Here is a 26,836-nt window from a genome sequence, read left to right on the forward strand (position 1 = left end):
CTGTTATGTTCACATCCGTCAAAAGCGGTGGCGCACTTGCCATTGCGATCTCTTGCGCATTGCAGATGCAGTTCGCTCAGGCTCAGGACGTGCCGCAGGTCGGCAGCGACTGGCCGTTCTATGGTGGCGATCACAACGCCCAGCGGTTCAGTCCGCTCAAGCAAATTACGCCAGAGAACGTCGGGCGCCTTGAGCGCGCCTTCGTCTATCACACTCGGGATCTTCCGAACCCAGGCAGCCGCTATTCGCCGGAAACAACACCAGTGAAGGTAGGCAACGATCTGTTGATGTGTTCTGCCAAGAACATACTTATCTCGATCAACGCCGCAACCGGTAAAGAGAACTGGCGCCATGATCCGGGCGTCCCTGATCAGGCAATTCCTCATGCTGCTGCCTGCCGAGGCGTCGCGGTGTATACCGCGCCGCAACTCCCCGAGACCGCCCAGTGCCGGAGCCGCGTGGTTGAGGCCACGCTCGATGCTCGACTGGTCGCGGTCGACTTGCGCACCGGTGAGCCCTGCAAGGACTTTGGTCAAAACGGCACGGTTGATCTGTGGGAAGGCTTGGGCAAGAAAGTGCCCGGCTGGTATGCAGTGACAGCTCCGCCAACCATCGTCAACGGCGTGGTTGTCACCGGTGCGCAAATTCGTGATGGCCAAGATGAAGATGCGCCCTCAGGTGTCATTCGCGGCTATGACGCAGTAACGGGAAAAATGGCTTGGGCCTGGGATCTGGCTAACCCGGATAACGTTCATGGCCCAGCTGAGGGCAGCACCTACACCCGTGGCACGCCGAACATGTGGACGGCAGCAGTTGGCGACGAGGAGCTTGGCTATGTCTATCTGCCGATCAGCAACTCTTCGATCGATTACTATGGCTCCAACCGCAGCGCAGCCGAGAACAAATATTCCACTTCACTGGTGGCGGTAGACGTAAAAACGGGTAAAGACGTCTGGCACTTCCAGACCATTCGCCACGATGTCTGGGACTACGACCTGGGCAGTCAACCGACCATGCTGGATTACCCGGGCAAGGATGGGAAGCCGGTACCCGCGGTGCTGCTGCCGACCAAGCAAGGTGATATCTACATCCTGGATCGTGCCACAGGCGAACCGCTGATCCCTATCGGCGAGGTGAAGGCCCCGAAAGGCGGATCTGTGGAGCCAGACTTCCTGGCCGATACTCAGCCCACCTCCGAGTGGCACACCTTGCGCAAGGCCCCCAAGACCGAAGCAGACATGTGGGGCTTTTCCCCACTTGACCAGCTGATGTGCCGTATTCAGTTCCGCCAGGCGAACTACGAGGGCTATCTAACGCCGCCTTCCGTCGATCGCCCATGGATTCAATACCCTGGCTACAACGGTGGGTCGGATTGGGGCTCGGTGGCCATCGATCCGGTGCGACGGCTGTTGATTGCCAACTACAACGACATCCCCAACCTCAACCAACTGATCCCGCGAGAGCAGGCTGACAAGATGGGGCTTAAACCTATCTACGCGCCGAAGCCTGACGAGACGGCCTTGAACAAGGCCGGCAGCAAGTCAGGTAAAGGTGAAGGCGGCGCCTCGACTTATCCGCAGGTCAACGCACCGTATGCGATCAGCGTAAATGCCGGCTGGCGCAACTGGGGCACCGGCGTGCCGTGCTCGGCGCCACCCTACGGTGGAATTCGTGCAGTCAGCCTGGACACCGGTAAGACCGTATGGGACGAACCTCTGGGCACCGCGCGTCGCAACGGCCCGTTCGGCATCCCGTCGCACTTGCCACTCAATATCGGCTTGCCCAACAACGGTGGCACCGTGACCACGGCGGGCGGACTGACATTCGTTGGGGCTGCAACTGACAACCTGTTCCGCGCCATCGACACGGCCACCGGTGAAGTGCTGTGGGAAGACGTGCTGACAGTGGGTGCGCAAGCCAATCCGATTTCCTATGAAGTCAACGGCGAGCAATACGTACTGGTTTCTGCTTCTGGTCATGCCTTTATGGAAACCGGAACCAGCGACGAGATCATTGCCTACAAGCTACGCAAGTAAGGCCAGCGTCGGGGCTCGCTAGGGCCCCGTCTTGGAGCTATTCGACAGAGGAGAAAAACCATGGATCTAGGTCTGCAGGGTAAACGCGTTTTGGTCAGCGGCGCATCGCGGGGCATTGGCCGAGCAATCGTCCAGCTCTTTCTCGCCGAAGGCGCGCACGTTGCGTTCTGCGCTCGCGGTGAAAAGGGCGTGCGCAACGCCCAGATCGAATTTGGTGAACACGCCTCGGGCACTGCCGTAGACGTCACCCAACCAGAACAGGTTCGTGCCTGGGTAGATAATGCGGCGACGCGCTTGGGCGGGCTCGACATTGTCATACCAAACGTCAGTGCCCTGGCCGGGGGAGATGATCTGCAGACCTGGCGCCGAGCTTTCGATACCGACCTGCTGGGCAGTGCCACGATGATCAAAGCGGCTATGCCTGCTCTGCGCGAGTCGCAAGCAGCTTCGGTAGTCTTGATCTCAAGCGTATCGGGCCGTGAGGTTGATATGTTCGCAGAACCCTACGGCATCTTGAAGGCCGCCTTGCTTCACTATGGCAAAACCCTGTCGGTTCGCCATGCAAGCGAGGGTATTCGAGTCAACTCAGTATCCCCTGGCAACGTGTACTTCCCTGATGGTGTATGGGGTGACATCGAGCGGGAGCAGCCCGAAACCTTTGCCAAATGCCTGGCCGAAAACCCGATGGGACGTATGGCTACGCCGGAGGAGGTAGCAAAGGCCGTGGTTTTCCTGGCCAGCCCTGCTGCCAGCTTTACAACGGGCACCAACCTGCTGGTCGACGGTGGACTCACTCGTTCAGTGCAGTTCTGAGTCCATCACGCCGGACAGGTTATTGGAGAGGTCAACATGATGAAACTCTACATCTACGAACACTGCCCATTCTGCACACGGGCCCGGATGATCGTTGGGCTCAAATGTCTTCCAGTTACTCTTGAAGTAGTCATGGAGGGTGACGCCAAGACGCCGATTCGACTGATCGGTAAGAAGGCTCTGCCCATCTTGCGCAAGGATGACGGAAGCCACATCGGCGAAAGCCTGGACATTGTTCGATACCTGGATAGTTTGGGGCCCACTGCCCTCCTTGCTCCGCAAGACCGCGCACTGGATGAGTGGATCAAGGAAGTGTGGCCAACAGCACTCAGACTGTTTATCCCACGATTCGTAGAGGGCAATTTCGCAGAGATCGCCACGCCAGAGGCGAAGCAGGCCTACCGTCAGCGTGAAGAGCTGGCTTTTGGTAATCTGGAGATGTTGCGCGAAGCCATGCCAAAACTACTTGCATCTATCCAGCCTATGCTTGAGGCCTTGGCACCACTTGTAGCTGAGAGAAAGGCTCTTGGCATCAACGACATCACACTGTGGCCGGTGCTTCGGTCGCTGTCTATCGTCCGTGAGATTGAGTTCCCGAAGCTGGTTCGTGACTACATGGAGCGCCTGAGCGATTCATGTGGTGTTCCACTTTTGTTCGGGCACCACGGCTGAGCGACATACCATGTCCAGATCCGAGGTGGTTGCCCAGTGCGGGCGGAGGGCGGGAAGCAGTATCGAACAGCGGTTCTGGTACAGCGAAGCTGGCCAGATAAAGATATCTGCTGTCGGCCTGGATGCGACTCTAATCCTGGATACACGCGTCAATCTCTTACGCGTCAATGAGCGATGCCTATTGCTCCAGGCGACGCCCGCCCGTCTCTTGGCACTCCTCCTTCTCAACCAAGGGACGGTGATGAGCAGAAAAACGATATTCAGCGAGGTCTGGGGATATCAATTCAACCCTGGCACCAAGATCATCGACGTTCAGATCTGCTATTTGAGAAAAATACTTCACACACTGCAGGCGCCGTTTGAAATAAAGACATTCAGAAGGCAGGGACTTCGACTGCAAGCTCTTGAGCAATGCTCCACCTGCCAAAGTCTCTCATAGCAGCTTATGCCGCCTGAACTCATCAAGCCGTGAATATCCCTGAGAGCGAATTGCTACCCAGGACCTACACTGGTCTAACACGCCTTACTTGGTGCCACACTCACTCGCTGTCTCGCGGCCTCAACAGGGTTGAGCAATGCCTGCATCATAAGAGCGTTGCCTAACGCAGCTCCGGACGTGGTGTTGTCGAAAATGCACCAGGTGGGCACATTGTTGGCCCTACTCACTTCGAGCCGTTGCGACAAGCGCTGCAGATACTCTTTCGGGTATGAACTGTAGTAAGTCCGGGGGACTCCATGCAGTCTCCAATACACCATGCCTGGCCAACCACTGGGCTGCTCATCGTCACCGAAACGGGGTGGACTCGCGCCTACCTGGGCAATTTGAAAGGCCGACAATTTAGCGTCTGCATCCCGCCAGGATGGATGCCGAGGTTCTAGCGCCAGTGGCCCCGCGTAGTGCTTGCGCATTAGCTCAAAAAAGTTCTGAGCAATTTTTGCCTCGTACTGCAGTGACGGTGGTAACTGCAGCAGAATGCAACCGAGACGGCCTTCGAGCTGACCGCACTGCTCTAGGAAGTCCTTCAGCGGTGTCTCACAATTCATCAACCGCCGTTCGTGGGTGATTGTCTGTGGCGCCTTGACCGAGAATCTGAAACCTTCTGGCACCGACGCTGCCCACCGAGCATAGGTTTGGGGCCGATGCGATCGATAGAACGAACTGTTGACCTCTACCGCGTTAAGGCGAGTCGCGTAACGCTGCAAGTGGCTACCCAAAAAGGGAAATTCTTCCAAAGAAGGCCGTGACAGGTTCCAGCCGGCGCACCCGATGTAGATCATTACCAATGCTCCTCGATATCCGGCTTTTTCCAAGGGGCTTGCCTGAACTGGTCAACTTATTTTGGACACCAGTTAAGGTTTCATGCCGCATCCTTGAGCTTTTTCTCCATGGCTACCGGGGTTTGATAACCGTTGTAGCTGTGGAGGCGCTTCAGGTTGTAGCGGACCAAATAAGCCTGAACGTCAGCCCGCGCCTGTGCTTCGGTTTCATAACCCCCTGCGGGAATCCACTCTGACTTCAGGGCCCCAAAAAAGCGCTCCATGGCGGCGTTATCCCAGCATTGTCCTCGATGGCTCATGCTCTGATTCATGTCGTACTCTTCAAGTGCAGCCCTGAACTTGTGGCTGGTGTACTGGCATCCCTGGTCGGAATGAAACATCACATCCTTCGGCTTGCCGCGGGATTCGGCCGCCATGCGTAGCGCGTTGCAGGCCAGCCTGGCGTCCGCAATCATTGAAAATGCCCAGCCCACCACCCGTCGTGCGTACAGGTCGAGCACAGCTGCCAAGTACAGCCAGCGCTTGCCAACCTGGATATAGGTCACATCCCCGCACCACACTTCGTTGATCGTCGAAACTTTGAAATTCCGCTTCAGCTGATTCTCTGCAATCAGCGCTTCCGCGCCTGAAGAACGGTACCGGTGCGGCCGGCGCTGCCTGCATTTCAGGCCAGCTTCACGCATCAGACTACGCACTTTGTAGCGTCCGACTTTATGGCCGTCACGCCGCAGTTCCTCGGTTAGTGTTCGCGATCCAGCCGAACCTCGAGAGACTTTGAAATGGCCCTCTACAGCCGAGCGTAACTGATCCCGCTCTGGATTTTTCCGGGCTTGGCGTTTGCGCCATGCATAGAAACTGCTGCGCTTGACCCCAAGCACGCGACAGCATTCGACGATACCGTATTGCTCACTCAGCTCGTTGATCAGCGAAAACGATCTTTGGAGTCCCGAAGCAGGAGAGCACTGGCCTTTTTTAGGATTTCGATATCTCGGTCTTTCTGCCGAACCAACGCCTCCAACTCTTGGATTCGTTGTTGATCCGGGGTGATAGCCTTGGCTCCAGCCGGTACCTTGCCCTCTCGCTCCTTGCGCACTTGCTCAACCCAGCGACGCAGGGCTGTAGGCCCAATTTCAAGCATTTCACAGACTTCGGGTACTGATTGACCACCGTCGAGCACCATCTCAGCAGCCCGGATTTTCTGTTCTTTCGAGTATGACTTTCGCACTGATTTTGCCTCCAATTGGGCGCCATCATAGCGCCCGTAGAAGGTGTCCAAAATCATTAGGCCAGATCAAGCCGCCTCCTTCATTCGCAAGTGTTTAGCCATCGCGATAAGCGTGCCATAAGCCGCGATCTCGTAATGCTCAACTTTCTGTGCAGCCCCGATGAGTGCGGCATCCAATACAGCACCCTTTTCAATTTCGTCCAAAAGCTCCTTGCTCTCTTCAATCAGGCCCTCCATGGCGACGCACTTCATTCTCTTGAGTTTCAAGCCTGCAAGCTCAACCAGCTGGTCAATTCGCTCGATCTGGCCCTGCGTTTCCTCCAAGTGAGAGAGGAAGGCTTCAGCAAGCAGTGGATTAGGAGGCGCGCGCCAAATGAGGCAGGGCCTTGGTGATCTGCTTCTCGGCGCTATACACATCCGACAGCTCGTGAATGAACAAATCTTCAACGCTTTTACGTGCAGGCATGGGTATTTCCTCAGAAAACTACTATCGGTTAAAAATGCTTTCCATGGGTAGCTGGCAGGCGTGGCGGCTCGGGCACATCGTTCGCAAGCAGTGTCCCAACGCCGAAGACCACCATGGCCATGCGGATTCGCAATGCCCTGCACGCCAGGCGCGAGTCCACTTCAAACGCCATCAAGGCCCTGCGCATTGCAAGCTCAGCGCCCTTGTCTTTTGTGACATTGCCGGCCGGTATTCGGGTTCGCATCGGAACTACTCGCTGTCGCGCCCCTGCACCAACCCCGACCCCAGGTCTGCGCCGGTAATCGGATTACTGTCCGGCTGAGAGGTCGTGCGCAACTTCATGGCCTCAACCGCTTCTAACTCCATCTCGGAGAGGGTTACCGAAGCGCTGCCATCCCCACCGTCCACCGCTGGGGCGGGATCTTCGACGTAGTCCCACTCGCTGCCTTCGTTCCAAGGACCACGCACATTAGGCTCACCCGACATGTTGAAATACTTGTTGGTGAACTCCGGCATGCCCGGGAGCTTGCCTTGGGGGAAATTCGGCTGGATGGCATGTAGGGCTTTTTCGAATGAGAGCTGGTGAGCGATTTCACGTGTCATCAAGAAGCCCAACGCTTCCCTGACGCCTGGATCATCTGTCACGTTCATCAACCGCTCGTAGACGATTTTGGCGCGCGCTTCGGCGGCGATGTTCGAGCGCAAATCTGCAGTCGGCTCACCGATGGTGTCGACATATGCAGCACTCCAAGGCACGCCTGCAGAGTTGGTCAGTGGTGCACCGGCCCCATACAGGATGCTGGTGATATGCGAGTCATTACCGGCGCCGTTGATGGCACGGTAAAGCTCTCCCTCCTCCTCAATCCCTTCTGCCAGGCGTCCTTTGGCCCCTTTATTAAGCATGACAATAATCGACCCCACGATCTCCAGATGGCTCAATTCCTCAGTTGCAATGTCCATCAGCAGGTCTTTGCGGCCAGCATCGTCCTCCGCCAGCGCCTGGGTGAAATATCGACTCGCCGCGGCCAATTCCCCTTGCGCGCCACCAAATTGTTCCAGCAGCAAATTGGCCAGACCAGGATTAGGCTGGGCAACGCGCACCGTATACTGTAAACGTTTGTTATGAATGAACATATTATGCCTCCACGGCAAATACAGCGCCGCAAATACGATTATTTGCCGTGCGTTATTATGGGAGATAATACGTAAAGGAAATGTGCGGACAAAAATCTGAAAAGCAGACAAATGGTATAACCACTGCAGGTCAAACTTAACCAATAAACAGGATCGTGTTATTTTGCGCAGCAGATTCAACGCGCGCAAATATTAGAAAGAATATTGACCCCAAGATCTACACATAGCTGATTTCGGCCGCCACCCAATTGCCGCACAGGCCTTAATGATGGTGCTGAGAAAATTCTCGCATGAATATCTCCAATGTTTTAGGGCCCACGCCTTCGAAGCTCAGCAGCCAGCGCTTAAAATCGTCGCTACTGAGAGAACCCGCTTGCATGTCTTGAAGTTGACCCTCCCACTTTGAAGCCAGGGTGCAGCCTAGCGCATGGAGACGCCGGGCAGTCGACTGATCGTAACGGGCATAACCTCCCTCGCCCAGCAAACGGACGAGTGTCGAATGCGAGCAGCGAGCGAGTCTACCCGGTGTATCGGCAGCTTGTTGGTCGACCAGGACTCGATAAGTCTGCACGGCGACGCTTGAGCGAATCCGCTTCCCCATCAGGAAACTGGCGAGCAACCACCTGAACAAACCGTCGGCGCTGGTGAGATCGATTCCGAGATCACGCGCTGTGACAGTGTTCACCCCTTGGTTCGACGTGGGTCAGCTGAGCGAGGGTAAGTGCGCTCCTCTTCAATCGTGCCATCTGCTTGGTGAATTTTCACAGAAGCCGTTTTGCCTTCAAAGAAGGCTGGCAACATGCTGACCAGTTCCTGCTTCGTCGCAGCCCGCTTGGATGCCCGGTCAGCACCGGCTTTCTTCAACTCCCATCCATCCGACGTCGGGTTTAGGTGATAGTTATCCATAGTCTTCTCATCCAGCTAAATTGACTGGCCATCGTCCTGTATATCCTCTTCAGCTTCCGCTGCATCCGTGGCGTCAGCGTCATTCAAGGGTGGCGAAGTAGGCTTTTGCGGGTCATTGATGAAGGGGACATCGCTTGGCCCCTTCTCTTCGGGGCCCTCGGTCTTTGGTTGCATGACTAAACCTCCAAGCTAATGGGTCAGGTGTCCAACACTAAGCACTCAACCTGGGGATGATGCCGACGCCGGCATCGCAACTGGCCCAATACCAGGTGACGGCGTTGTCCATTTTTTCTAGGCAAATGATGAATCCGGTGATTGCCGTGCAGTTCGTGGTCGATCACGTACGTGCAAGTGCTGGCACAACAATCCCTGCCTAGTCATGCGCTATTGAGGTATCTAATGGGAGAAAAATTCAATCGGATGAGTCCAGAAGAGCTTGGCAGCCCGTCGTAGGATCCTGGCGCGCCTGGACACCGACCTGGCGCCCTGGTTGACGGCGGTACCGGCCAACGCCGGCTGTCACCTGAGCGCGTTGGCCAGCCCCGGGGTGGAGGTCGAGCTGTTGATCAGCCTGGCCCGCAAGGTCGAGGTAGGTCTGTACTCTCTGGCGCCGTTCTTCAGCGAAGCGCCGGTGCGACCGGGGCTGGCCCCGGGCTTTAGCGCCAACGAACTGCTAAACCGGGTGCGCGATACCCTGCATCAGCTCAGCTAAGCGCTTGGGCTGCCCGCTCGGGTCGGGCGATAGCGCCAGCGTAGCCCTGCGGGGCGAACCGCGCGGTCACCAGCAGCATGGCCAGTACCGTGCAGGTCAGGAGCACCCACGAAGCCTGGAAGTCGCCGCTTACATCGCGCAGCCAGCCGGTGATGTAGGGCACGATGCCAGTGATGATAAAGCCGATGCCCTGTACGAACGAGGCCAGGCTACCAGCCTCGGCCGGGGTTTTCAGGTGTTCCAGGGTCAAGGTCAGGCTTAGGCTGAAGCACGAGCCCAGGCCCAGACCGATCAGCGCCACCCACAGCCCCATCGCCGCAGTCGGCGCCAATAGCAGGCCAAGGAAACCGCACAGCTGAATCGACAACGCCAGCCAAAGCCCCAGACGGCGATCGGCAAAACGTCGCAGCAACAGCGGCAAACCCAGTGCGCCTGCAACCTGGAAGAGGGTCATCAGGCCCACCAGATCGGCGCCACCTTGAGCAGTGCCACCGTGCTCCAAATGATAAGCCGGCAGCCAGGCGACCATGCTGGTGTAGCCGCCGTTGATCAAGCCGAAGTACACCGCCAGCAGCCACGCACGACGGTTGCCGAACCAGTGCCCACCGCCGCCACTGGCGAGCGTGGGCGTGTCCTGGCGCGGGCGCAGCACTGCCCAGGCAAGCAACCCCAGCAAGGCCGGCACTGCCCAGATACCCAGGCCCGCCTGCCAATGGCCGAAATAGCCACTGATGTGCGGGCCGAGTACGGCAGCCAAGCCACCACCACTCATCAAGGCCGCCGAGTACAACCCCATGGTTGCCGCCAGACGGCCGGGGAACCAGCGGTTGACCAACCCCGGCATCATGCCCTGCACCACTGCCACCCCCAGGCCTGCGACAACCGCACTGGCAATCAGCGCCCAGACCGTGTCCAGCTGCAAGCGCCAAAGACAGGCCACGGCAATCGCCGCCAAGCCCATCAGCATGCCGCCATGCTCACTCAGCCAGCGGCGTAGCCACGGGTGAAGCAAGGGCATCAGGCCCATGCACAGCACCGGCAGTGCTGTCAGCAGCGCCGCTTGTTGATAGCCAAGGCCAGTGCTGGCGCGCATCGGTTCGAGCAGCGGGCCTATGCTGGTGAGAATCGGCCGCAGGTTGAGCGCCAACAAGACCACCAGCAGCAGATTAAAAGCGCCTCTCATGCCTGCTGAACCTGCTGCCATTGGCGGTACAGATCAGCTTCGCCTGCCGGCTTGAGCGGGCGCAGCGGCAGGCTTTGCTGCTGCGGTGGCTTGGCCATCTGCGCATAGACTGCGGCAGTAGACAGGCCATAGGGCTCGCCTTCGTCGTTGTCATAGGCAAACCAGGCCCGCTCGATGCCGCACAAATGCATCGCGGCCAGGCACATCGGGCAAGGGTGGCCAGTAGCGTAGATCTCGGCCCCATCCAGGCGTGGCCGGCCCAAGGCCTGCGCGGCCTGGCGGATGGCTTGCATTTCGGCGTGGGCAGTCGGGTCCTGGCTGCGATGAATCTCGTTGACCGCGCGGGCGAGCACCTGACCTTGATAGACCAGTACGGCGCCAAACGGACGGCCACCGGCTTGAATATTGGCGCGGGCCAGATCAAGGGCCTCGCGCATGAACTGTTGGTTGGACATGAAGCACTACTCCTGTTGCAGAGGGCAGCATTATCCCGTCTCGCGGGCTGTGGCTGAAATGAAGAGATTGGATGCACCTCAGTGGCCACCTGAATAAGCCGATGCCTGATAAGCGCCGTCTAAAAAGCATCGCGCAGAAGGAGAAAGATCCGACAGTGGTGGCGCAGCAAGCTACTTAGCATCGCAGGCCCGACCCACTAGACAAGGGCTCCTCAGATGCCAGTAACCCGCCCCACCCGCTTGGCAGCCGCGCTGCTCGCTTCGGCCTTGTTCGCCAGCAACGGCCTGTATGCCGCCCACCTGACGCGCGACAATGGCGCGCCCGTGGGCGACAACCAGCACTCGCAGACTGCCGGCGCTGCAGGCCCAGTGCTGCTGCAGGACGTACAGCTGATCCAGAAGCTGCAACGCTTTGACCGCGAGCGCATCCCAGAGCGTGTGGTACATGCCCGCGGCACGGGCGCCCACGGGATATTCACCGCCTTCGAAGACCTCGGCGAGCTGACCCAAGCCTCGCTGTTCACTCCTGGCCTGCGCACGCCGGTGTTCGTGCGCTTCTCCTCGGTGGTGCATGGCCTGCATTCGCCAGAAACCCTGCGCGACCCACGCGGCTTTGCCACCCGCTTCTACACCGCCAGCGGCAACTGGGACCTGGTGGGCAACAACTTCCCAACCTTCTTCATCCGCGATGCAATCAAGTTCCCGGACATGGTGCATGCCTTCAAGCCCGATCCACGCACCAACCTGGGCGATGACAAACGGCGTTTCGACCTGTTCTCGCACATGCCCGAAGCCACCCGCACGCTGACCCTGCTGTACTCCAACCAAGGCACGCCAAAAAGCTACCGGCACATGGACGGCAACAGCGTGCACGCCTACAAGTTCGTCAACGCCAAGGGCGAGACGACTTATGTGAAGTTTCACTGGAAAAGCCTGCAGGGCCAGGTCAACCTCGACCCAGCCGCCGTTGAGCAGATCCAAGGCAAAGACTTCAGCCACATGACCGCTGACCTGATCAACGCCATCAGTCGTGGCGAACACCCCAAATGGGACTTGTACATTCAGACCCTGAGCCCAGAGGCGCTGGCCAAGTTCGATTTCGACCCACTAGACCCCACCAAGATCTGGCCCGATGTAGCCGAACGTCGTGTCGGCCAAATGGTGCTCAATCGCAACGTCGACAACGTCTTCCAGGAAACCGAACAGGTGGCCCTGGCCCCGTCCAACCTGATCGCCGGGATCGAGCCTTCCGAGGATCGTCTGCTGCAAGGTCGGCTGTTCTCCTATGCGGATACGCAGATGTATCGCGTCGGCGCCAACGCCAGCAGCCTGCCGATCAATCAGCCACGGGCAGCGGTAGACAATGGCAACCAGGATGGCGCGCACAACCCCGGTCGCAGCAAAGACAGCGTCAACTATCAACCCAGCCGCCTAAAACCACGCACCACGCCTGAGGCGGCGCGCTACAGTGCCCTGCCACTGGCGGGCAGCACGCAGCAGCAAGGGATCGCCCGTGAGCAGAACTTCAAGCAGGCTGGCGAGCTGTTCCGCTCCTTCTCCGAGGCTGAGCAGCGCGACCTGATCAACAGCTTTGGCCAGTCGCTGGCAGCAGCCGATGATGAAAGCAAGCTGATCATCCTGTCGTTCCTGTACAAGGCTGATCCGGCCTATGGCGAAGGTGTGGCCAAGGTGGCCAAAGGCGATCTGGAGCAGATGAAAGTACTGGCGGCCAAACTCGAAGACTGAAAGCGCCTAGCGCTCGTGGCGATTGAGCCGCGAGCGGTAACTGCCCGGGCTATGCCCGGTCCACTTCTTGAACGCGCGATGGAACGCGCTGGGTTCCTGAAAGCCGGTCTGCTCGGCGATCTCGGCGATGCTCAGGCTGCCCTCGCGCAGACGCTCGAAGGCCATGGCCCGGCGCACTTCATCCTTGATCTGCTGGTACGAGCGCCCTTCACGTTCCAGCTGGCGGCGAAAGCTGCTGGCACTCAAGCCCTGACGTTCAGCCAGGGCAGTCAGCGTCGGCCACTGGCCATAGCGCCTGGCGCGCAAATGCCGGTAAACCTCGGCGACCAAACCATTTTGATTACGAAAGCGGATCACCAGCCCCTGGGGTGCGGTGCGCAAGAAGGTTTTCAAGGCTGCCACGTCTTGCACCACCGGCAGGCGCAGGTAGGCATTGTCGAACTCGACCTCGGTGCGGCCACTGCCCAGACGCAGATCAGGCCCCCACAACAGCGTGTCGTCTTCCTGGGTGGGTCGGGCGACGGCAAGTTCGGTGCGGTCGATGACGATACGCCGCCCCGCCAACCAACACAGCAAACCGACCACCAACACCAGGTAGGTTTCTTCGGCATAGACCCGGGTCAGCGGGTCTTCGATACTCGACTGCACGCTGATCACCGCGCGCCCGCCGCGCACCGAAAAACTCCCGCGCAGGTCACGCAAAAACAGGGCGAAATTACCCAGGCACTGACGCAGGGCCTTCTCCAGGTTCGGCTCCTGCACCAGCCCACGGCAGATCAAGGCAAAGCTGCCAATCGGCATGCCGTGGCTGTCGAGGCGGAAAAACTCATCGTCAAGCGCATGGATCAGGTCTAGCCACAGGCGCGCGAAGGCCTTGGCCGGCACCCGCTCCTGGGGCTGATCGAGCAAGGCGGGGTCGATGCCAACGGCCAACAAGTGGCCATCGCGCTGCTCGGGCTGATCGCGCAGGGCATGCACCATGGCATTGAGAAAGTACACCGCGACCGAATCGCTATCGCGCATGGTTGATGTTCACTGTCTAGGCTGAGTGGCAAAAAATGCCAGGTTGACTGAGCAGATCCGACATAGGCCCTGCCTCGACCTTTGCCTAGACTCGACCCACTGTGGATACCGCGGTCATTCTCGCAGAGCCAGGCCCTATCCCGCCACGCCTTCGCAATTGGAGCCTCATATGAGCAGTGCAGAAATCTACGTTGTCAGTGCCGTGCGTTCAGCCATCGGTGGCTTTGGCGGTTCGCTCAAGGACCTGCCCCTGGCAGATCTGGCCAGCGCGGTTACCCGTGCGGCGATCGAGCGTTCAGGCGTGGCGGCCGAGCAGATCGGTCATGTGGTCATGGGCAACGTGATCCCCACTGAACCGCGCGACGCCTACCTCGGCCGGGTGGCGGCGATGAACGCTGGCATCCCCAAGGAAACCCCGGCGTTCAACGTCAACCGCCTGTGCGGCTCAGGCCTGCAGGCAATCGTCTCGGCAGCCCAAGGCTTGTTGCTGGGGGATTGCGAGGTAGCCTTGGCTGCGGGTGCCGAATCGATGAGCCGCGGCCCCTATCTACTGCCGCAAGCTCGTTGGGGTGCACGCATGGGCGACCTGCAGGGCATCGACTACATGGTCGGCATTCTTCAGGATCCGTTCGAACACTTCCACATGGGCATCACTGCCGAGAACGTTGCGGCCAAGCACGGCATCACCCGGCAAATGCAGGATGAACTGGCCCTGACCAGCCAGCAACGCGCCGCCCGCGCCATCGCCGAGGGCCGTTTCGCCAGCCAGATCGTGCCGCTGGAACTCAAGACCCGTAAGGGCAGCGTGCAGTTCGCCGTGGACGAGCATGTGCGCGGCGATGTCAGCGCCGAGCAGTTGGCCGGCATGAAGACCGTATTCAAGAAAGATGGCAGCGTCACTGCGGGCAATGCCAGCGGCATCAATGACGGCGCCGCCGGGCTGGTGCTGGCCACTGGCGATGCGGTGCGCCGACTGGGCCTGAAGCCATTGGCGCGGCTGGTGGCCTACGCCCATGCGGGGGTGGAACCGGCATTGATGGGGCTGGGGCCGATTCCGGCCACGCAGAAGGTGCTGGAAAAGGCAGGTCTTTCGGTCAGCGACCTGGACGTGATCGAATCCAACGAAGCCTTCGCCGCCCAGGCCTGCGCGGTCGCCCGCGCGCTGGACTTCGACCCGGAAAAGGTCAACCCCAACGGCTCGGGCATTTCTCTGGGCCACCCGGTAGGCGCCACCGGGGCGATCATCGCCACCAAGGCCATCCATGAACTACAGCGCATCCAGGGCCGCTACGCCCTGGCTACCATGTGCATCGGCGGCGGCCAAGGCATCGCCGTCGTCTTCGAACGCGTGTAAGGAATCGTCAATATGAGCATTGAACAGATCGCCGTGATCGGCGCCGGCACCATGGGCAATGGTATCGCCCAGGTGTGTGCCGTGGCGGGCTTCCAGGTGCTGGTCATCGACGTTTCGGACGCTGCCCTGGAACGCGGCGTGGCGACCCTGAGCAAGAACCTCGAACGCCAGGTCAACAAAGGTACCCTCGCCGCTGATCAGGCCGAGGCGGCCAAGACGCGGATCCGCACCAGTACCGACTACGCCGCCCTGAGCAGCGCGCAGTTGGTGATCGAGGCCGCGACTGAGAACCTTGAGCTGAAGCTGCGCATCCTCAAGCAGGTGGCCGCCAACGTTGGCGCCGATTGCCTGATCGCCACCAACACCTCGTCGCTGTCGGTCACCCAGTTGGCCGCAAGCATCGAGCACCCTGAGCGCTTCATCGGCGTGCACTTCTTCAACCCGGTGCCGATGATGGCGCTGGTCGAGATCATTCGTGGCCTGCAAACCAGCGACAGTACCTACGCCCAGGCCTTGCTGGTGACCGAGAAGCTCGGCAAGACGCCCATCACCGCCGGCAATCGCCCAGGCTTTGTGGTCAACCGCATCCTGGTGCCGATGATCAACGAGGCGATCTTTGTCCGCCAGGAGGGCCTGGCCAGTGCCGAGGATATCGATACCGGCATGCGCCTTGGCTGCAACCAACCGATCGGCCCGCTGGCATTGGCTGACCTGATTGGCCTGGACACGCTGCTGGCGATCATGGAGGCCTTCCATGAGGGCTTCAACGACAGCAAGTACCGCCCTGCCCCGCTGCTCAAGGAAATGGTCGCCGCCGGGTACTTGGGGCGCAAGAGTGGCCGCGGGTTCTTCACCTACTGATGGAGCGAGTGCCATGCCAGTCAACGCTGCCCTGCGCTGTGCCAACTTCGATGAGCGTCGCGACAAGGCCATGGCACTGTTTGCCGAAAAAGGCTTCGGCCAGGTCAGCATGCGCGAGCTGGCGGCGCATGTCGGCCTGACGGCAGGCTCGCTGTACCACCACTTCCCCAGTAAACAGGACCTGCTCTACGACCTGATCGAGGAGTTGTACGAGGAGCTGCAAGCGACCCTCGATCAAGGGCGACGGGCTTTGGCGCGAGGCAAGCCGGTGTTGGCAAGCCTGGTAGCCGCGCATTGGCAACTGCATGCCGAACGGCCGCTGCAGTTTCGCCTGGCCGAGCGCGACCTGTGCTGCCTGAGCGAAGGCCAGCAAGCGCGTTTGCTGGTCGCTCGCAAGCGTTACGAGGCGGGCTTGTTACACCTGATTGCGCCCAAGACCTCGTTGGCAGGTGAGAGGCTGGCAGCCACTGCGCATGTGCTGGCGACCCTGCTCAATCAGTTGCCAGGGTGGCTGCATGGCCGGGGCTTGCCCGCAGATCAGAGCCTTGCGCTGATGGAGAGTGTGTTGCTGGGTGGGATCGAGCGGACCTTGCGCTAGGCTGTGCCCGCAATGAGACCGGCACAGCCCCACGTCAGCTTCAGGACGCCGCCGAAACCTCTTCAGCAGGTTCTTCCCGGCTGGCATAACGCTGCGCCAACACCGCACAGACCATCAACTGGATCTGGTGGAACAGCATCAACGGCAAGATCATTGCGCCAATTCCACTGCCAACGAACAGTACCTGCGCCATCGGCACGCCGGTGGCCAAGCTCTTCTTCGAGCCGGCAAACAGGATCGTAATCTGGTCCTCGACATTGAACCCCAGCACCCGTCCCAGCAGTCGCGTGCCCACCAGCACCACGGCCAACAGAATCCCGCAGACCGCAAACAACCCCGCCAGATGCTGCGCCGACACGGTATGCCAAAGGCCGGTGACCACCGCCTCGCTGAACGCGGTGTAGACCACCAGCAAAATCGAGCCTTGATCGACCAGTTTCAGCCAGCGTGCATTGCGCTTGACCCAATCACCGATCCAGCGTCGGGCAATCTGCCCGGCCACGAACGGCACCAGCAGTTGCAGGGTGATCTTCAGCACCGCATCGAGGCCCGAGCCGGTATCGCCGTCGGCACCAAGCAGCAGCATCACCAGCAATGGCGTCAGGAAGATCCCTAACAAGCTGGAAGCGGCCGCGCTGCAGATCGCAGCAGGTATGTTGCCCCGCGCAAGCGAGGTGAAGGCAATCGCCGACTGCACTGTGGCTGGCAAGGCGCACAGGTACAACACGCCCAGGTACAGCTCGTTGCCCACCAACGGCACGAACAGTGGCTTGAACGCCAGCCCCAGCAGCGGGAACATCACGAACGTGCAGGAGAACACCAGCAGGTGCAGCCGCCAGTGGCTGGCACCGGCAATGATCGCCTCGCGCGATAGTTTGGCGCCGTGCAGGAAGAACAGCAGGCCGATGGCCAGGTTGGTCAACCAGCCGAACAGTACCGCGCCCTCGCCCGAGCACGGCAGCACGCTGGCAATCAACACCACCCCAAGCAGGGCCAAGGTGAAGTTGTCGAATAACATGCGCAAATACTTCATTCCGGGTTCCGTCTTGTCATTGTGCGAATGCAGACGATAAGGTCTGGCCCTCTTTATCGCTAACGCCGGAACCCCTAGCAGTGTCGCCCAACGGACACTGCACGCATCAGGCAAGGAAAACCCATGCGCAATCGCCCCACCCCTCTGCTCATGCTGGGCCTAGCGCTCTCCCTGAGCAGTGCCCAAGCCCTGGCAGACAACCTGCAATCAAAGGTCGATGCGATCATTGAACCGCTCATGCGCGACCATGCCATTGCCGGCATGGCAGTGGCGGTGTTCGCCAATGGCCAGGAGCACTACTTCACCTACGGCCTGGCCAACAAGCAAGACCGCCAGCCGGTAAACCGCGAAACACTGTTCGAAGTCGGCTCGCTGAGCAAGACCTACACCGCCACCCTCGCAGCCCTGGCCAGTGCCGAAGGCAAGCTTGATCTGAACGCCCCTGCCAGTCGCTACCAACCGGCCCTGGCGGGTGCGCCACTGGGCAAGGCCAGCGTGCTGGAATTTGGCGCCTACAGTGCCGACTGCCTGCCGTTGCAATTCCCGGATGAGGTCACCACCGCTGCCCAGGTGATGGCGTTCTACCAACAATGGCCACCCCGTAGCGAGCAGGGCACTCAGCGTTGCTATTCAAACCCAAGTCTTGGGCTGTTTGGCGATCTGGCCGCGCGCGCCCAGCAGCGCCCGTTTGCCGAGTTGATGACGCACACCGTGCTGCCGCAACTGGGCTTGAAGCACACGTACCTGGCGGTTCCCGCTGCTGCGCAGGGCCTCTACGCGCAGGGCTACGATGCGCAGGACCGAGCGGTGCGGGTCAATCCTGGACCTTTCGCCGATGAGGCCTACGGCATCAAAACCGATGTGGTCGATGCAATGCGCTACGTGCGCCTGCAACTGCAGCCCGAGCGCCTCAGCCCAACGCTCAAGCACGCCATCGCCATCACCCACACCGGCTACTTCCAGGTCGGCGCCATGACCCAGGGCCTTGGCTGGGAGCGCTACCCCTACCCGGTCAGCCTCGACACCCTGCGCAAGGGTCATGGCGCAGACTTTGCCCTCAAGCCCCAGGCTACCCAGCGGCTGCTGCCGGCAAGCCCTGCAGCGCAAGCCGCCTGGTACAACAAGACCGGTTCTACCGCAGGCTTTGGCGCTTACGTCGCCTTTATCCCATCCAAGGGCATGGGTGTTGCCCTGCTCGCCAACCGCAACTACCCCAACGAGGCCCGGGTGGAGGCTGCATATCGCATCCTCACGCAGATGCAGGCGCCTGAATAATCTAGCTTTTAGCGCTGTTCGGGTGCTTCACGCAGGGCGCTGTCGAGAGGATTGTCAGACAGGATGTAGTGAGAAAAAATATTCACTACAAAACTGTTGACGACGTGAATCGGCCTTGGGCATGATGAAGCCGTCTCCCTGATCGGGAGCGGTGGCAAGGGTGTTCCAGACGGCCTGCGCGGTAACGCAGGCCGTCCGTGGAGAGGGAACTGTCCAAAAGGCAGCGTGAGAAAGCCCCTGTTGCAATGCTGCTGTAGCAGCCTTGGTAGCGCGCTACATGGGTAGCGCCAAGTGTGAAATCACTCATCGACGGGTAATGGGGGCTTTATGATGAACTTGAACGACAAACCGACTATCGACCAATTGGCCCAGCTGTTCGCCGCGCGCAAGGACAGCCTTGACGACCACCTGCTGTGGCTCAGCCAGACCGGCGAGGTACGCCTCGACCGCCTGCCGCCGAACAGCGTCGAAGATCAATTCGAAGCGGACCTGCCAACCATGCGCGCCCGCTTTAAGGTCTACCGCCGTGGCCAAGGCTACGTCGGCAAGAAAGCCGCCGCCGACACCGAGTTCGTTGGCCGCGTGCTGCAGACCCTGCAACAAGAATGGCCCGCCGCCCGTGAGCGGCAGGCAGTCAAGGTGATCGACCCACTGAACTGAGTTGTCCACCGCTACTTGAGCCCGGCCCGCAAAGGCCGGGCTTTTTCATGGGCGGTTTCGCCGGTTCTGCAACCGCCGTCCTTCAGGCCTGAAGCCTAGGCCGCTGCACCTGTGGCAGTGGCAAGGCGCCGGTTGCCAGCGCCCGCCCGCGCTCAACGCCCCAGACCAGCGCTCGTGTCATGGTCTCGCCTGGACGCGTCGGATGATACTCTTCGTGCAACGCGGCACCGTTCTTGGCATACAGCCCCAGGAATAACTGGGTGGCACCCAGGCGTGACAGGCGCACCTGCACATCGATGCTGGTGCCGTCACTGAGTTCTTCATCGTGGCTGCGACTGTGCAACTGCGCATCGGCCCACTGCCAGTAGGCCTCTTCCCTGATTCGCATCGAAATCAATCCTCCATTGGCGAAATGCCGCGCAAGAAGACCACAGCATCGAGTCGCGTGCGAGGGCAACACGCCGATACCATGAGCAGGATCAACAAAGGCAAAAAAAACCCCGCCGTTGAGCGGGGCGTTGACGGTCGGCTTACTTCTTGGTCGGCACCCGTGGGGTAAAGCGACCCTTCTTGCTGCGCTGCAGCGACGCAGGCTGCAGCTGCTCCGATTCGTCCAGGGTCATGTTGGCAAAGCCCAGGCGAAAAGCCGTCTGGCCGCAACGGACTTGGCTGTTGATCGGGAATGCATCATTCATGTCTTCGAAAAAGGATTCGCTCATGCCCTGTCTCCCTCCAGAGGTGACCGTGTCGGCAAGCAGCGTACTTGCCTAGATGAACAGCGGCCTGTTGAAGTGAGACTAGCCGGTCATTCTCGGACCGCCCGGACAAAACCCACGGACCCGACCAGTGGCACATGGCCTTACTTCAAACGCACCGCCGTACCGGTGGCAAACACCACGACCATGCCGCCCTGCACCGACGGCATGCTGATCTCGAAGTCCACGCCTACCACGGCGTCAGCTTGCAACTGACGTGCCCGGGCAATCAGTTCTTCAGTCGCCTGCTCACGCGCCAGCTTCAGCGCGCCTTCCAGGGTCTGCGAGCGGCCACCGAAAAAGTCGCGAAAGCGTGCGAAGAAATCGCGCACGAAGTTGATGCCCTGCACCGATTCGGCGCTGACCACGCCCAGGTATTCAGCGACCGGACGGCCTTCCAGTTGGCTGGTAGTGGAAATGATCATGTGCGGGCGCTCCCTTGGTTTAGGCAAAAAAAGCGCATGCTAACAAACCTCGCACCGCCTCCGGGCAAGGTCTGCCGCGTTTTCGTCAGCGCTTATTGCGCGCTGGCAGGGCGCAGGCGCTGGCTGATCCGCGGACCGAACACGTTGATCAGCAGCCCCAGCATCACCAACAACGCGCCCCAGCCCTGCATGGCGCTCAGTCGCTCATCCAGCAACCAGGCCGATGAACTCAAGCCCACCACCGGCACCAACAGCGAGAAAGGCGCGACCTTGCCCGCAGGGTGACGCGACAGCAGCGTGCTCCACAGGGTGTAGCCGAGCATGGTCGCGGCGTAGGCCAGAAACGCCAGGGCCAACACCGAGCTCAAGCCGATGTTGCTCAACGCATCAGCCATGCGCTGCGGCCCCTCCAGCCACCAAGACAGCAGCAGAAACGGCAGCGGCGGAATCAGCCCGCCCCAGACCACCAACGCCACCAGGTTCACCGAACCGAAACGGCGCGTGATGATATTGCCCATACCCCACATGGCACCGCCGCACAGGGTCAGCAACAGGGCGACGAGCGGCACATGGCTACTGTTCTCGCTGCCGATCAGGGCCAAGCCGCTCGCAGCCACCAACAAGCCGATAAGACTGGCCGGGCGCAGACGCTCCCCCAGAAACAACGCAGCAAAGCCCAAGGTGAAGAAGGCCTGAGACTGCAACACCAGCGAAGCCAGCCCCGGTGGCATGCCGCTGTGCATGGCCTGGAACAGGAAGGCGAACTGACCGAGGGATATCGTTGCGCCATAGGCGATCAGCCAGCGCCAGGGTAAGTTCGGCCGCTTGACCAGCAACACCGCCGGAAATGCCACCAGCAGAAATCGCAAGGCGCCAAGCAACATGGGCGGCAGGCCGTCGAGGCCGACCTTGATCACCACGAAATTGACTCCCCAGACGATGATCACCACCAGGGCAATCAGCAGGTCCTTGAGTGGCATTGCGATTTCCTTCTTCAGGCTGTTCTAGACATATTTCGTTACAGCATAAGGGCTTTTGCTGGCGCCGGACCGACACAGTTGCGGCCCAGGGTTGCGCAACAGTCTGAGATTGTTCCTCGCTCAAAGGGGGCTGTGCTGGCGGCGCAAGCACACTGAGGCCGTCGCCCGGCAGGTAGCGCGGCTACCTGCCTGCTCCAGCCCCGCTGGATTACCCGCGGCGCAACCGCTGTCATATTGACTGTCATCTAGCGGTCATCCCACTGTCGTAATCTGCGGCGCATCTCTATGCCACAGGTCCCCGGCATGCACCGCCTCTGCGTCTTGCTCTTGTGTCTTCTGCCCCTGCTGGTCTTGGCTGAGCCGGCGCAGCTGCGTGTGCAAGGCTCCAACACCATCGGCGCGGCGCTGGGTCCCGCGCTGATCCGAGGCATGCTGCAAGCGCAAGGCGCCAGCGCTGTCGAGCAGGCACCAGGTGCGACGCCTAACGAAACCGATATCACTGCGCGCGATCTCAAGGGCCTGTTGATCCGAGTCGCAATCGCAGCGCATGGCTCGAGCACAGGGTTTGCCGCGCTAGGCAGTGGCGCTGCCGACCTTGCCGCCGCCTCGCGCCCCATCAGCGAAGCCGAAACCCAGCGCCTGCGGGGACTGGGCGATTTACGTAGCCCGGCCCAAGAGCAGGTGATCGGCCTGGACGGCGTTGCGCTGATCGTGCATCCGGACAACCCGCTGGCCAAGCTCACTACCGAGCAACTGGCGCAGGTGTTCTCAGGCCAGGTGTCGCGCTGGGAGCAGTTAGGCGTGCCCGGCGGGCCGATTCGTCTGTACGCGCGTGACGATCGCTCCGGCACCTTCGAAACCTTCAAGGCGCTGGTACTGGACACTCACGCCAGCGTGCTGGACAGCCAGGCGCTGCGCTTTGAATCCAGTGAGCAACTGGCGGAGCGGGTCAAGGCTGATCGCCAGGCGATTGGTTTTAGCAGCCTTGCCGCGGTGCACGGGGCCAAGGTGCTGGCCATCGCCGAGGGCGACGCGCCGGCCCTGTTGCCCAGCCGCGCACTGGTGGCCAGCGAAGACTATCCGCTGTCGCGGCGATTGTATTTTTACTTGCCCAGCAACCCGCAACCGTTGGCCCGGGCACTGGCCGAGTTTGCGCAGAGCCCGGCAGGCCAGGCGATTGTCGCTGAACAGGGGTTTGTCTCGCAGCAGGTCAAGGCGCTGACGGTGCCCACGCAAGCGGATATGCCGCCACGCTACCGCAACCTGGCCGATGAGGCGCAGCGTCTGACCGTCAATTTTCGCTTTCAGCAAGGCAGTGCCAGCCTCGACAACAAAGCGTTGCGCGATGTGCGGCGGGTGGCTGATTACCTGCGCCAGACGGGCAAGTTGCACAACAAGACGGTGCTGGTCGGCTTTGGCGACCCCAAGGAGACGCCAGGGCGCGCCGCGCTGCTTTCGCGCTTGCGGGCGATGGCGGTACGCCGCGAGTTGGCCCGCGATGAGGCCGGTATTGCCCGGCTCAGCTTAGAAGTCGTACCGCGTAGTCAGCATGAAGTTACGCGGATCGCCATAGAACCCACCCTCATAGAAACCCAGGTTGCTGTAGTAGCGCTTATCGCTCAGGTTGTTGCCGTTGAGCGTCACCGACAACTGATCGGTCACCTGGTACTTGGCCATCGCATCCAGGGTCAGGTAGCTGGCCTGGGTGTGGCGATAATCGTTTTCACCACTGGCTGGGTTGTACAGATCCTTCCAGATCTTGCTCTGCCAGTTGGCCGAGCCGCCAACCGTAAGCTTGCTCCACACCCCAGGCAAACGATAGGTGGTGGACAGGCGCAGCAGGTTTTCTGGCTCGATGGTGGAGATCTTGTCGCCCTCGCCATCGCGCGTGATGCGGTAGGTGAAACCACCCTGCACATGCCAGTCGGTGGTCAGTTCACCCGCGACCTCCAGCTCGAAGCCACGAGTCTTGGCACCTTGCACCGCGCGGTAGATCGACTGGTTGTTGACCGCATCGAAACCCACCATTTCCGGCAAGTTGTCCTGACGCACCTCGAACACCGCCAGGCTGGCGTTCAGGCGGCCGTCGAAGAACTCGCTCTTGACCCCCAGCTCGTAGGCATCGCCCTCCTCCGGCTCGATGATCTTGCCGCTGATATCCTGCTCGCTCTCGTGCGGTTTGAAGATGCTGGTGTAACTGCCGTAGACCGACCAGTTGTCGTTCAAGTCATAGACAACCCCGGCGTAGGGCACGACCACGCCGTTCTCTTCCAGCTCCTGCTGCTTGGAGCGCTGGCCGGTAGTGGTATCCAGGCGGGTGCTATCGAGCTGCCAGTTGGACAAGCGGCTGCCGACGATCAGCGAAAGCTGATCGGTAGGCTTGAAGCGCGCGCTCAGGTAGGCGGCGCTTTCCTGCAGGCGGGTGTCGACCTTGCTGGTCGGGCGGCCCCAGTCAGGTTCGGGGAAATCGCCGTTCCATTGGAAGATGTTGTCGGCGCTACCAAAGAAGAACGGCCAGTTCTCTTCGTGGGCACGGATGTCGCGGTGGGAAATACCGGCGACCAGTTCGTGCTCGCGGCCCATCAGTTGGAATGGCCCGCTGGCGTACAGGTCGTAGGCGTTCTGGTCGGTCTTGTAGCGGTAGCGGCCCAGCCACACGCCCATGCCGCTGCCATCGACCGGATTGGGATTGCCACTGGCGGCCGAGCCTAGGGTGATCGGCGAGTCGGTTTCGGTGCGGCTGACCGAGGCCTTGACCGACCAATCGTTGGCCAGGCGCTGTTCGAGGGTGACGAACAGGTTGTCGGCGGTGTTATCCCACTGGCTCCATTGGGTGGCCGGGTTGAACGAGCGTGGCATGCTGAAGCCATTGCCGGTGCTGTCGACCAGGGCAGTGGATGGCCCCCACGACGAGCCTTCCGGGCGATTGGTCTGGCGGCTCAGGCCAACGCTGAGCAGGGTGTCTTCGGACAGGTCAGCTTCGACGATGCCGTACATCACCTGTTTTTTCTCGGACAGGTTATCCATGAACGACTGGCCGTCTTCATAGGCGGTGACGAAGCGACCACGCACGTTGCCGGTCGGTGTCAGCGATCCACCGATGTCGAATTCGCCGCGGTAGGTGTCCCAGCTGCCCGCGCCAAGCGAGGCGTAACCGGAAAACTCGCGGGTCGGCCGTTTGCGCACCAGGTTGACGGTGGCCGACGGCGAGCCAAAGCCACTGAGCAGGCCAGTGGCGCCGCGCAGCACTTCAACCCGGTCATAGATGACCATGTCGGTCTGGTCGATGCCATTGCCAAAACGGAACGCCGCTGGAATGCCGTCGATCTGGAAGTTGTCGATCTCAAAACCACGCGCCTGGAAGCTGGCGCGGCTGCTGTCGAGTTTGGTGACCGTAATACCTGGGGTCTTGCCCAGCACGTCACCAATGCTGGTGAGATTCTGGTCATCCATCTGCTGACGGGTAATCACACTCACCGACTGCGGGGTCTCGCGCGGCGACAAGGCCATGCGCGTGGCCGTGCGCGTGGCGCCGGTGGTGTAGGAACCAGAGCCCTCGGTGGTCTCGCCCAGATGGGTATCGTTGATGGCGGTGGCGCCCAACTCCAAAGCGCCCTTGTCGCTGGCCTCCTCTGCCCAGGCCATGGCGCCCGGTGCTGCCAGGCTGGCTGCGAGAATTGCCAATGCCAGCGGATGACGCCGCGGGCGTTCACTGCTGGCAATCCTTGCCGCTTGAACCGTGTTCACAGAGTGGTGCAGTTGCACGCTGGTAGACCCCTAGTTGTTATTTGCTCGTACGTTGGCGCTAATCACTGGTTGTTATTTTTTGCTTGATCACGCCCTGGCGTGGCTGCTCTGCGGCAATGGGAATGAATCTTAATCGCTTCCAACATTTGATTACAATTAGTAATCATTCGTAATAATTGGATCCAAGCAAAGAAATGTAACAGCGCCGCATTCGAGCACTGGGGGAAATGGGTCTAGGCTCAAACCCATGTGATACCGGGCCCCTCTGACGGCTGCCACGCCGCCATGTCGGATCACTGTTGCCATGCAACGTCGACAATCAAGGAGGGGCTCATGACGGCTCTACACACCTATCTCACTACCCCATTGCTCGGCACCAGCGCCTGGTTGTGGCTGGTATTCATCGCCATCGTCGTTGGTCTGCTGGTGTTGGACCTGGGCGTGCTGCACCGCAAAGACCGCGAAATCGAGATGCGCGAAAGCCTGCTGCTGTATTCGGGCTACTTCAGCGTGGGCGTGCTGTTCGGGGTGTGGGTGTGGTTTGAACTGGGTGCGCAGTCAGCGCTGGAGTTCTACACCGGCTTTTTGGTCGAGCAGTCGTTGTCGATGGACAACGTGTTCGTCATGGCCATGATCTTCAGCTTCTTTGCCATCCCCCGCCGCTACCAGCACCGGGTGTTGTTCTGGGGCATTCTCGGGGTGGTGTTCTTGCGCGCGATCATGATCGGCGTGGGCGCGGCTTTGGTGCAGAACTTTGCCTGGGTGCTTTATCTGTTCGGCGCGTTCTTGCTGTTCACCGGGGTGAAGATGGCCTTTTCCAAACAAGATAGCCATCCGGACCTGGCCAATAATCCGGTGCTGCGCTTCGTACGGGGGCATATGCGCGTCACCGACCAGATCCACGGCCCGCACTTTTTCGTCCACCTGACCCCACCAGGGCAAAGCAAGGCGCTGCGCTATGCCACGCCGCTGTTTCTGGCCCTGGTGTTGATCGAGCTGGCTGACCTGGTGTTCGCCGTCGACAGTGTCCCGGCGATCTTCGCCATCACCCAAGATCCCTTCATCGTCTACACCTCGAACATTTTCGCCATCCTCGGCCTACGTTCGCTGTACTTCGCCCTGGCGGCGTTGATGCACCGCTTCGTCTATCTCAAATACGCGCTGGCGCTGGTGTTGATCTTCATTGGTTGCAAGATTTTCTACCACGGGATGGTGGGCAAGGTGCCGGCGTTGCTGTCACTGGGGGTGACGTTCGGCTTGTTGCTCGGCGGGGTGCTGTTGTCGCTGTTCAAGACGCGGGATAGCCAGGAAAAGGACGCTGGCCTTAGCCCCATCGCAACAGGTGAAGCTACGGACTCACAGGCAGTCAAACCCGGCCAAACGTCTAGCGCTGAAGAAAAGAAAGACCCGCATTTGCGGGTCTGAGTTGCCATTCAAAGCATAATGCCTGGCGACCTACCTAGGTGATTTATAAAAGTACTGGCGAGTCTGCAGGCCTG

General features: G+C 60.3%; 25 protein-coding genes and 4 pseudogenes. 13 read left to right on the plus strand and 16 right to left on the minus strand.

Annotation, left to right across the window (positions count from 1 at the left end; translation table 11 throughout):
- The first annotated feature begins 5 nt into the window (after nt 1–5).
- Genes AAZU54_RS00585 through AAZU54_RS00600 form a run of 4 tightly spaced genes read left to right on the plus strand, consistent with a single transcriptional unit; the run spans nt 6 to nt 3,960 of the window.
- Entirely contained in the window at nt 6–2,036 is a 2,031-nt protein-coding gene (locus AAZU54_RS00585) for a pyrroloquinoline quinone-dependent dehydrogenase (protein ID WP_434726314.1), read from the plus strand.
- Between the two features lie 60 nt (nt 2,037–2,096).
- Entirely contained in the window at nt 2,097–2,849 is a 753-nt protein-coding gene (locus AAZU54_RS00590) for an SDR family NAD(P)-dependent oxidoreductase (RefSeq protein WP_434726315.1), read from the plus strand.
- Between the two features lie 36 nt (nt 2,850–2,885).
- Nucleotides 2,886–3,521 carry a glutaredoxin 2 gene (gene grxB / locus AAZU54_RS00595; protein WP_312151271.1) on the plus strand — a complete coding sequence of 212 codons (636 nt, stop codon included), beginning with the start codon at nt 2,886–2,888 and terminating at the stop codon, nt 3,519–3,521.
- A gap of 10 nt (nt 3,522–3,531) precedes the next feature.
- On the plus strand, nt 3,532–3,960 hold the full coding sequence (locus AAZU54_RS00600) for a winged helix-turn-helix domain-containing protein (protein WP_434726316.1): 429 nt from the start codon (nt 3,532–3,534) through the stop codon (nt 3,958–3,960).
- A 74-nt stretch (nt 3,961–4,034) separates the two neighbouring features.
- Here the strand turns inward: AAZU54_RS00600 and AAZU54_RS00605 are convergent, their stop codons facing one another.
- From AAZU54_RS00605 to AAZU54_RS00635, 7 genes and pseudogenes are all read right to left on the minus strand, one after another.
- Nucleotides 4,035–4,799 carry a DUF72 domain-containing protein gene (locus AAZU54_RS00605; RefSeq protein WP_434726317.1) on the minus strand — a complete coding sequence of 255 codons (765 nt, stop codon included), beginning with the start codon at nt 4,797–4,799 and terminating at the stop codon, nt 4,035–4,037.
- An 80-nt stretch (nt 4,800–4,879) separates the two neighbouring features.
- Entirely contained in the window at nt 4,880–5,725 is an 846-nt protein-coding gene (locus AAZU54_RS00610) for an IS3 family transposase (RefSeq protein WP_331245230.1), read from the minus strand.
- Nucleotides 5,722–6,081 (minus strand): transposase, encoded by a 360-nt coding sequence (locus tag AAZU54_RS00615; protein ID WP_225915574.1) that lies wholly within the window; start codon nt 6,079–6,081, stop codon nt 5,722–5,724. Before AAZU54_RS00615 ends, AAZU54_RS00610 begins: the two co-directional genes overlap by 4 nt.
- Before the next feature lie 15 nt (nt 6,082–6,096).
- Nucleotides 6,097–6,490 (minus strand): annotated as a pseudogene (locus tag AAZU54_RS00620) (ferritin-like domain-containing protein); the annotation flags it as partial.
- Between the two features lie 249 nt (nt 6,491–6,739).
- The gene (locus AAZU54_RS00625; protein WP_312155634.1) at nt 6,740–7,624 is read right to left on the minus strand and encodes a manganese catalase family protein; all 885 of its coding nucleotides are present in this window, start codon (nt 7,622–7,624) and stop codon (nt 6,740–6,742) included.
- A gap of 681 nt (nt 7,625–8,305) precedes the next feature.
- Nucleotides 8,306–8,530 carry a DUF2188 domain-containing protein gene (locus AAZU54_RS00630; protein ID WP_264233501.1) on the minus strand — a complete coding sequence of 75 codons (225 nt, stop codon included), beginning with the start codon at nt 8,528–8,530 and terminating at the stop codon, nt 8,306–8,308.
- Nucleotides 8,531–8,753: 223 nt separating this feature from the next.
- A pseudogene (locus AAZU54_RS00635) lies at nt 8,754–8,871 on the minus strand (DUF6555 family protein); the annotation flags it as partial.
- Between the two features lie 98 nt (nt 8,872–8,969).
- Between AAZU54_RS00635 and AAZU54_RS00640 the strand changes: the two are divergent.
- A pseudogene (locus AAZU54_RS00640) lies at nt 8,970–9,242 on the plus strand (PLP-dependent aminotransferase family protein); the annotation flags it as partial.
- Here the strand turns inward: AAZU54_RS00640 and AAZU54_RS00645 are convergent.
- Entirely contained in the window at nt 9,235–10,425 is a 1,191-nt protein-coding gene (locus AAZU54_RS00645) for a CynX/NimT family MFS transporter (protein ID WP_434726318.1), read from the minus strand. The pseudogene AAZU54_RS00640 and the gene AAZU54_RS00645 overlap by 8 nt on opposite strands.
- Nucleotides 10,422–10,880, minus strand: a complete 459-nt coding sequence (locus tag AAZU54_RS00650) for a nucleoside deaminase (RefSeq protein WP_264233497.1) — start codon at nt 10,878–10,880, stop codon at nt 10,422–10,424. Before AAZU54_RS00650 ends, AAZU54_RS00645 begins: the two co-directional genes overlap by 4 nt.
- Nucleotides 10,881–11,096: 216 nt before the next feature.
- On the opposite strand from AAZU54_RS00650, the gene AAZU54_RS00655 reads away from it, so the two are divergent.
- Nucleotides 11,097–12,626, plus strand: a complete 1,530-nt coding sequence (locus AAZU54_RS00655) for a catalase (protein ID WP_186555175.1) — start codon at nt 11,097–11,099, stop codon at nt 12,624–12,626.
- A gap of 6 nt (nt 12,627–12,632) precedes the next feature.
- Here AAZU54_RS00655 and AAZU54_RS00660 read toward each other — a convergent pair whose 3' ends face one another.
- Nucleotides 12,633–13,649 (minus strand): AraC family transcriptional regulator, encoded by a 1,017-nt coding sequence (locus AAZU54_RS00660; RefSeq protein ID WP_186555174.1) that lies wholly within the window; start codon nt 13,647–13,649, stop codon nt 12,633–12,635.
- A gap of 169 nt (nt 13,650–13,818) precedes the next feature.
- On the opposite strand from AAZU54_RS00660, the gene AAZU54_RS00665 reads away from it, so the two are divergent.
- The 3 genes from AAZU54_RS00665 to AAZU54_RS00675 are packed head-to-tail and all read left to right on the plus strand — an operon-like array spanning nt 13,819 to nt 16,462.
- Entirely contained in the window at nt 13,819–15,003 is a 1,185-nt protein-coding gene (locus AAZU54_RS00665; RefSeq protein ID WP_186555173.1) for an acetyl-CoA C-acyltransferase family protein, read from the plus strand.
- 12 nt (nt 15,004–15,015) lie between these two features.
- On the plus strand, nt 15,016–15,864 hold the full coding sequence (locus AAZU54_RS00670; protein WP_186555172.1) for a 3-hydroxybutyryl-CoA dehydrogenase: 849 nt from the start codon (nt 15,016–15,018) through the stop codon (nt 15,862–15,864).
- A 13-nt stretch (nt 15,865–15,877) separates the two neighbouring features.
- Nucleotides 15,878–16,462: a TetR/AcrR family transcriptional regulator gene (locus AAZU54_RS00675; RefSeq protein WP_434726319.1), complete on the plus strand. Its 585-nt coding sequence runs from the start codon at nt 15,878–15,880 to the stop codon at nt 16,460–16,462.
- A 40-nt stretch (nt 16,463–16,502) separates the two neighbouring features.
- Here AAZU54_RS00675 and AAZU54_RS00680 read toward each other — a convergent pair whose 3' ends face one another.
- On the minus strand, nt 16,503–17,495 hold the full coding sequence (locus AAZU54_RS00680) for a bile acid:sodium symporter family protein (RefSeq protein WP_405130352.1): 993 nt from the start codon (nt 17,493–17,495) through the stop codon (nt 16,503–16,505).
- Between the two features lie 123 nt (nt 17,496–17,618).
- On the opposite strand from AAZU54_RS00680, the gene ampC reads away from it, so the two are divergent.
- Nucleotides 17,619–18,770 carry a class C beta-lactamase gene (ampC, locus tag AAZU54_RS00685; RefSeq protein WP_434726320.1) on the plus strand — a complete coding sequence of 384 codons (1,152 nt, stop codon included), beginning with the start codon at nt 17,619–17,621 and terminating at the stop codon, nt 18,768–18,770.
- 327 nt (nt 18,771–19,097) lie between these two features.
- Nucleotides 19,098–19,430 (plus strand): hypothetical protein, encoded by a 333-nt coding sequence (locus AAZU54_RS00690; protein WP_186555168.1) that lies wholly within the window; start codon nt 19,098–19,100, stop codon nt 19,428–19,430.
- Nucleotides 19,431–19,512: 82 nt separating this feature from the next.
- Here the strand turns inward: AAZU54_RS00690 and AAZU54_RS00695 are convergent, their stop codons facing one another.
- From AAZU54_RS00695 to AAZU54_RS00710, 4 genes are all read right to left on the minus strand, one after another.
- On the minus strand, nt 19,513–19,818 hold the full coding sequence (locus AAZU54_RS00695; protein WP_186555167.1) for a hypothetical protein: 306 nt from the start codon (nt 19,816–19,818) through the stop codon (nt 19,513–19,515).
- 142 nt (nt 19,819–19,960) lie between these two features.
- Complete coding sequence (locus AAZU54_RS00700; protein WP_186555166.1) at nt 19,961–20,149, minus strand: hypothetical protein; 189 nt, start codon at nt 20,147–20,149, stop codon at nt 19,961–19,963.
- A gap of 140 nt (nt 20,150–20,289) precedes the next feature.
- The gene (locus AAZU54_RS00705; protein ID WP_186555165.1) at nt 20,290–20,610 is read right to left on the minus strand and encodes a YbjQ family protein; all 321 of its coding nucleotides are present in this window, start codon (nt 20,608–20,610) and stop codon (nt 20,290–20,292) included.
- Between the two features lie 92 nt (nt 20,611–20,702).
- Complete coding sequence (locus AAZU54_RS00710) at nt 20,703–21,590, minus strand: EamA family transporter (protein WP_392463847.1); 888 nt, start codon at nt 21,588–21,590, stop codon at nt 20,703–20,705.
- Nucleotides 21,591–21,893: 303 nt separating this feature from the next.
- On the opposite strand from AAZU54_RS00710, the pseudogene AAZU54_RS00715 reads away from it, so the two are divergent.
- Nucleotides 21,894–23,087 (plus strand): annotated as a pseudogene (locus AAZU54_RS00715) (substrate-binding domain-containing protein); the annotation flags it as partial.
- 27 nt (nt 23,088–23,114) lie between these two features.
- On the opposite strand, the gene AAZU54_RS00720 reads toward AAZU54_RS00715, so the two are convergent.
- On the minus strand, nt 23,115–25,337 hold the full coding sequence (locus AAZU54_RS00720; RefSeq protein ID WP_434726321.1) for a TonB-dependent siderophore receptor: 2,223 nt from the start codon (nt 25,335–25,337) through the stop codon (nt 23,115–23,117).
- A gap of 333 nt (nt 25,338–25,670) precedes the next feature.
- Between AAZU54_RS00720 and AAZU54_RS00725 the strand changes: the two genes are divergently transcribed.
- Complete coding sequence (locus tag AAZU54_RS00725; protein WP_186555162.1) at nt 25,671–26,762, plus strand: TerC family protein; 1,092 nt, start codon at nt 25,671–25,673, stop codon at nt 26,760–26,762.
- Nucleotides 26,763–26,836: the final 74 nt, after the last annotated feature.

Source organism: Pseudomonas sp. Je.1.5.c (genome assembly GCF_051129895.1).
Lineage (GTDB): Bacteria > Pseudomonadota > Gammaproteobacteria > Pseudomonadales > Pseudomonadaceae > Aquipseudomonas > Aquipseudomonas urmiensis.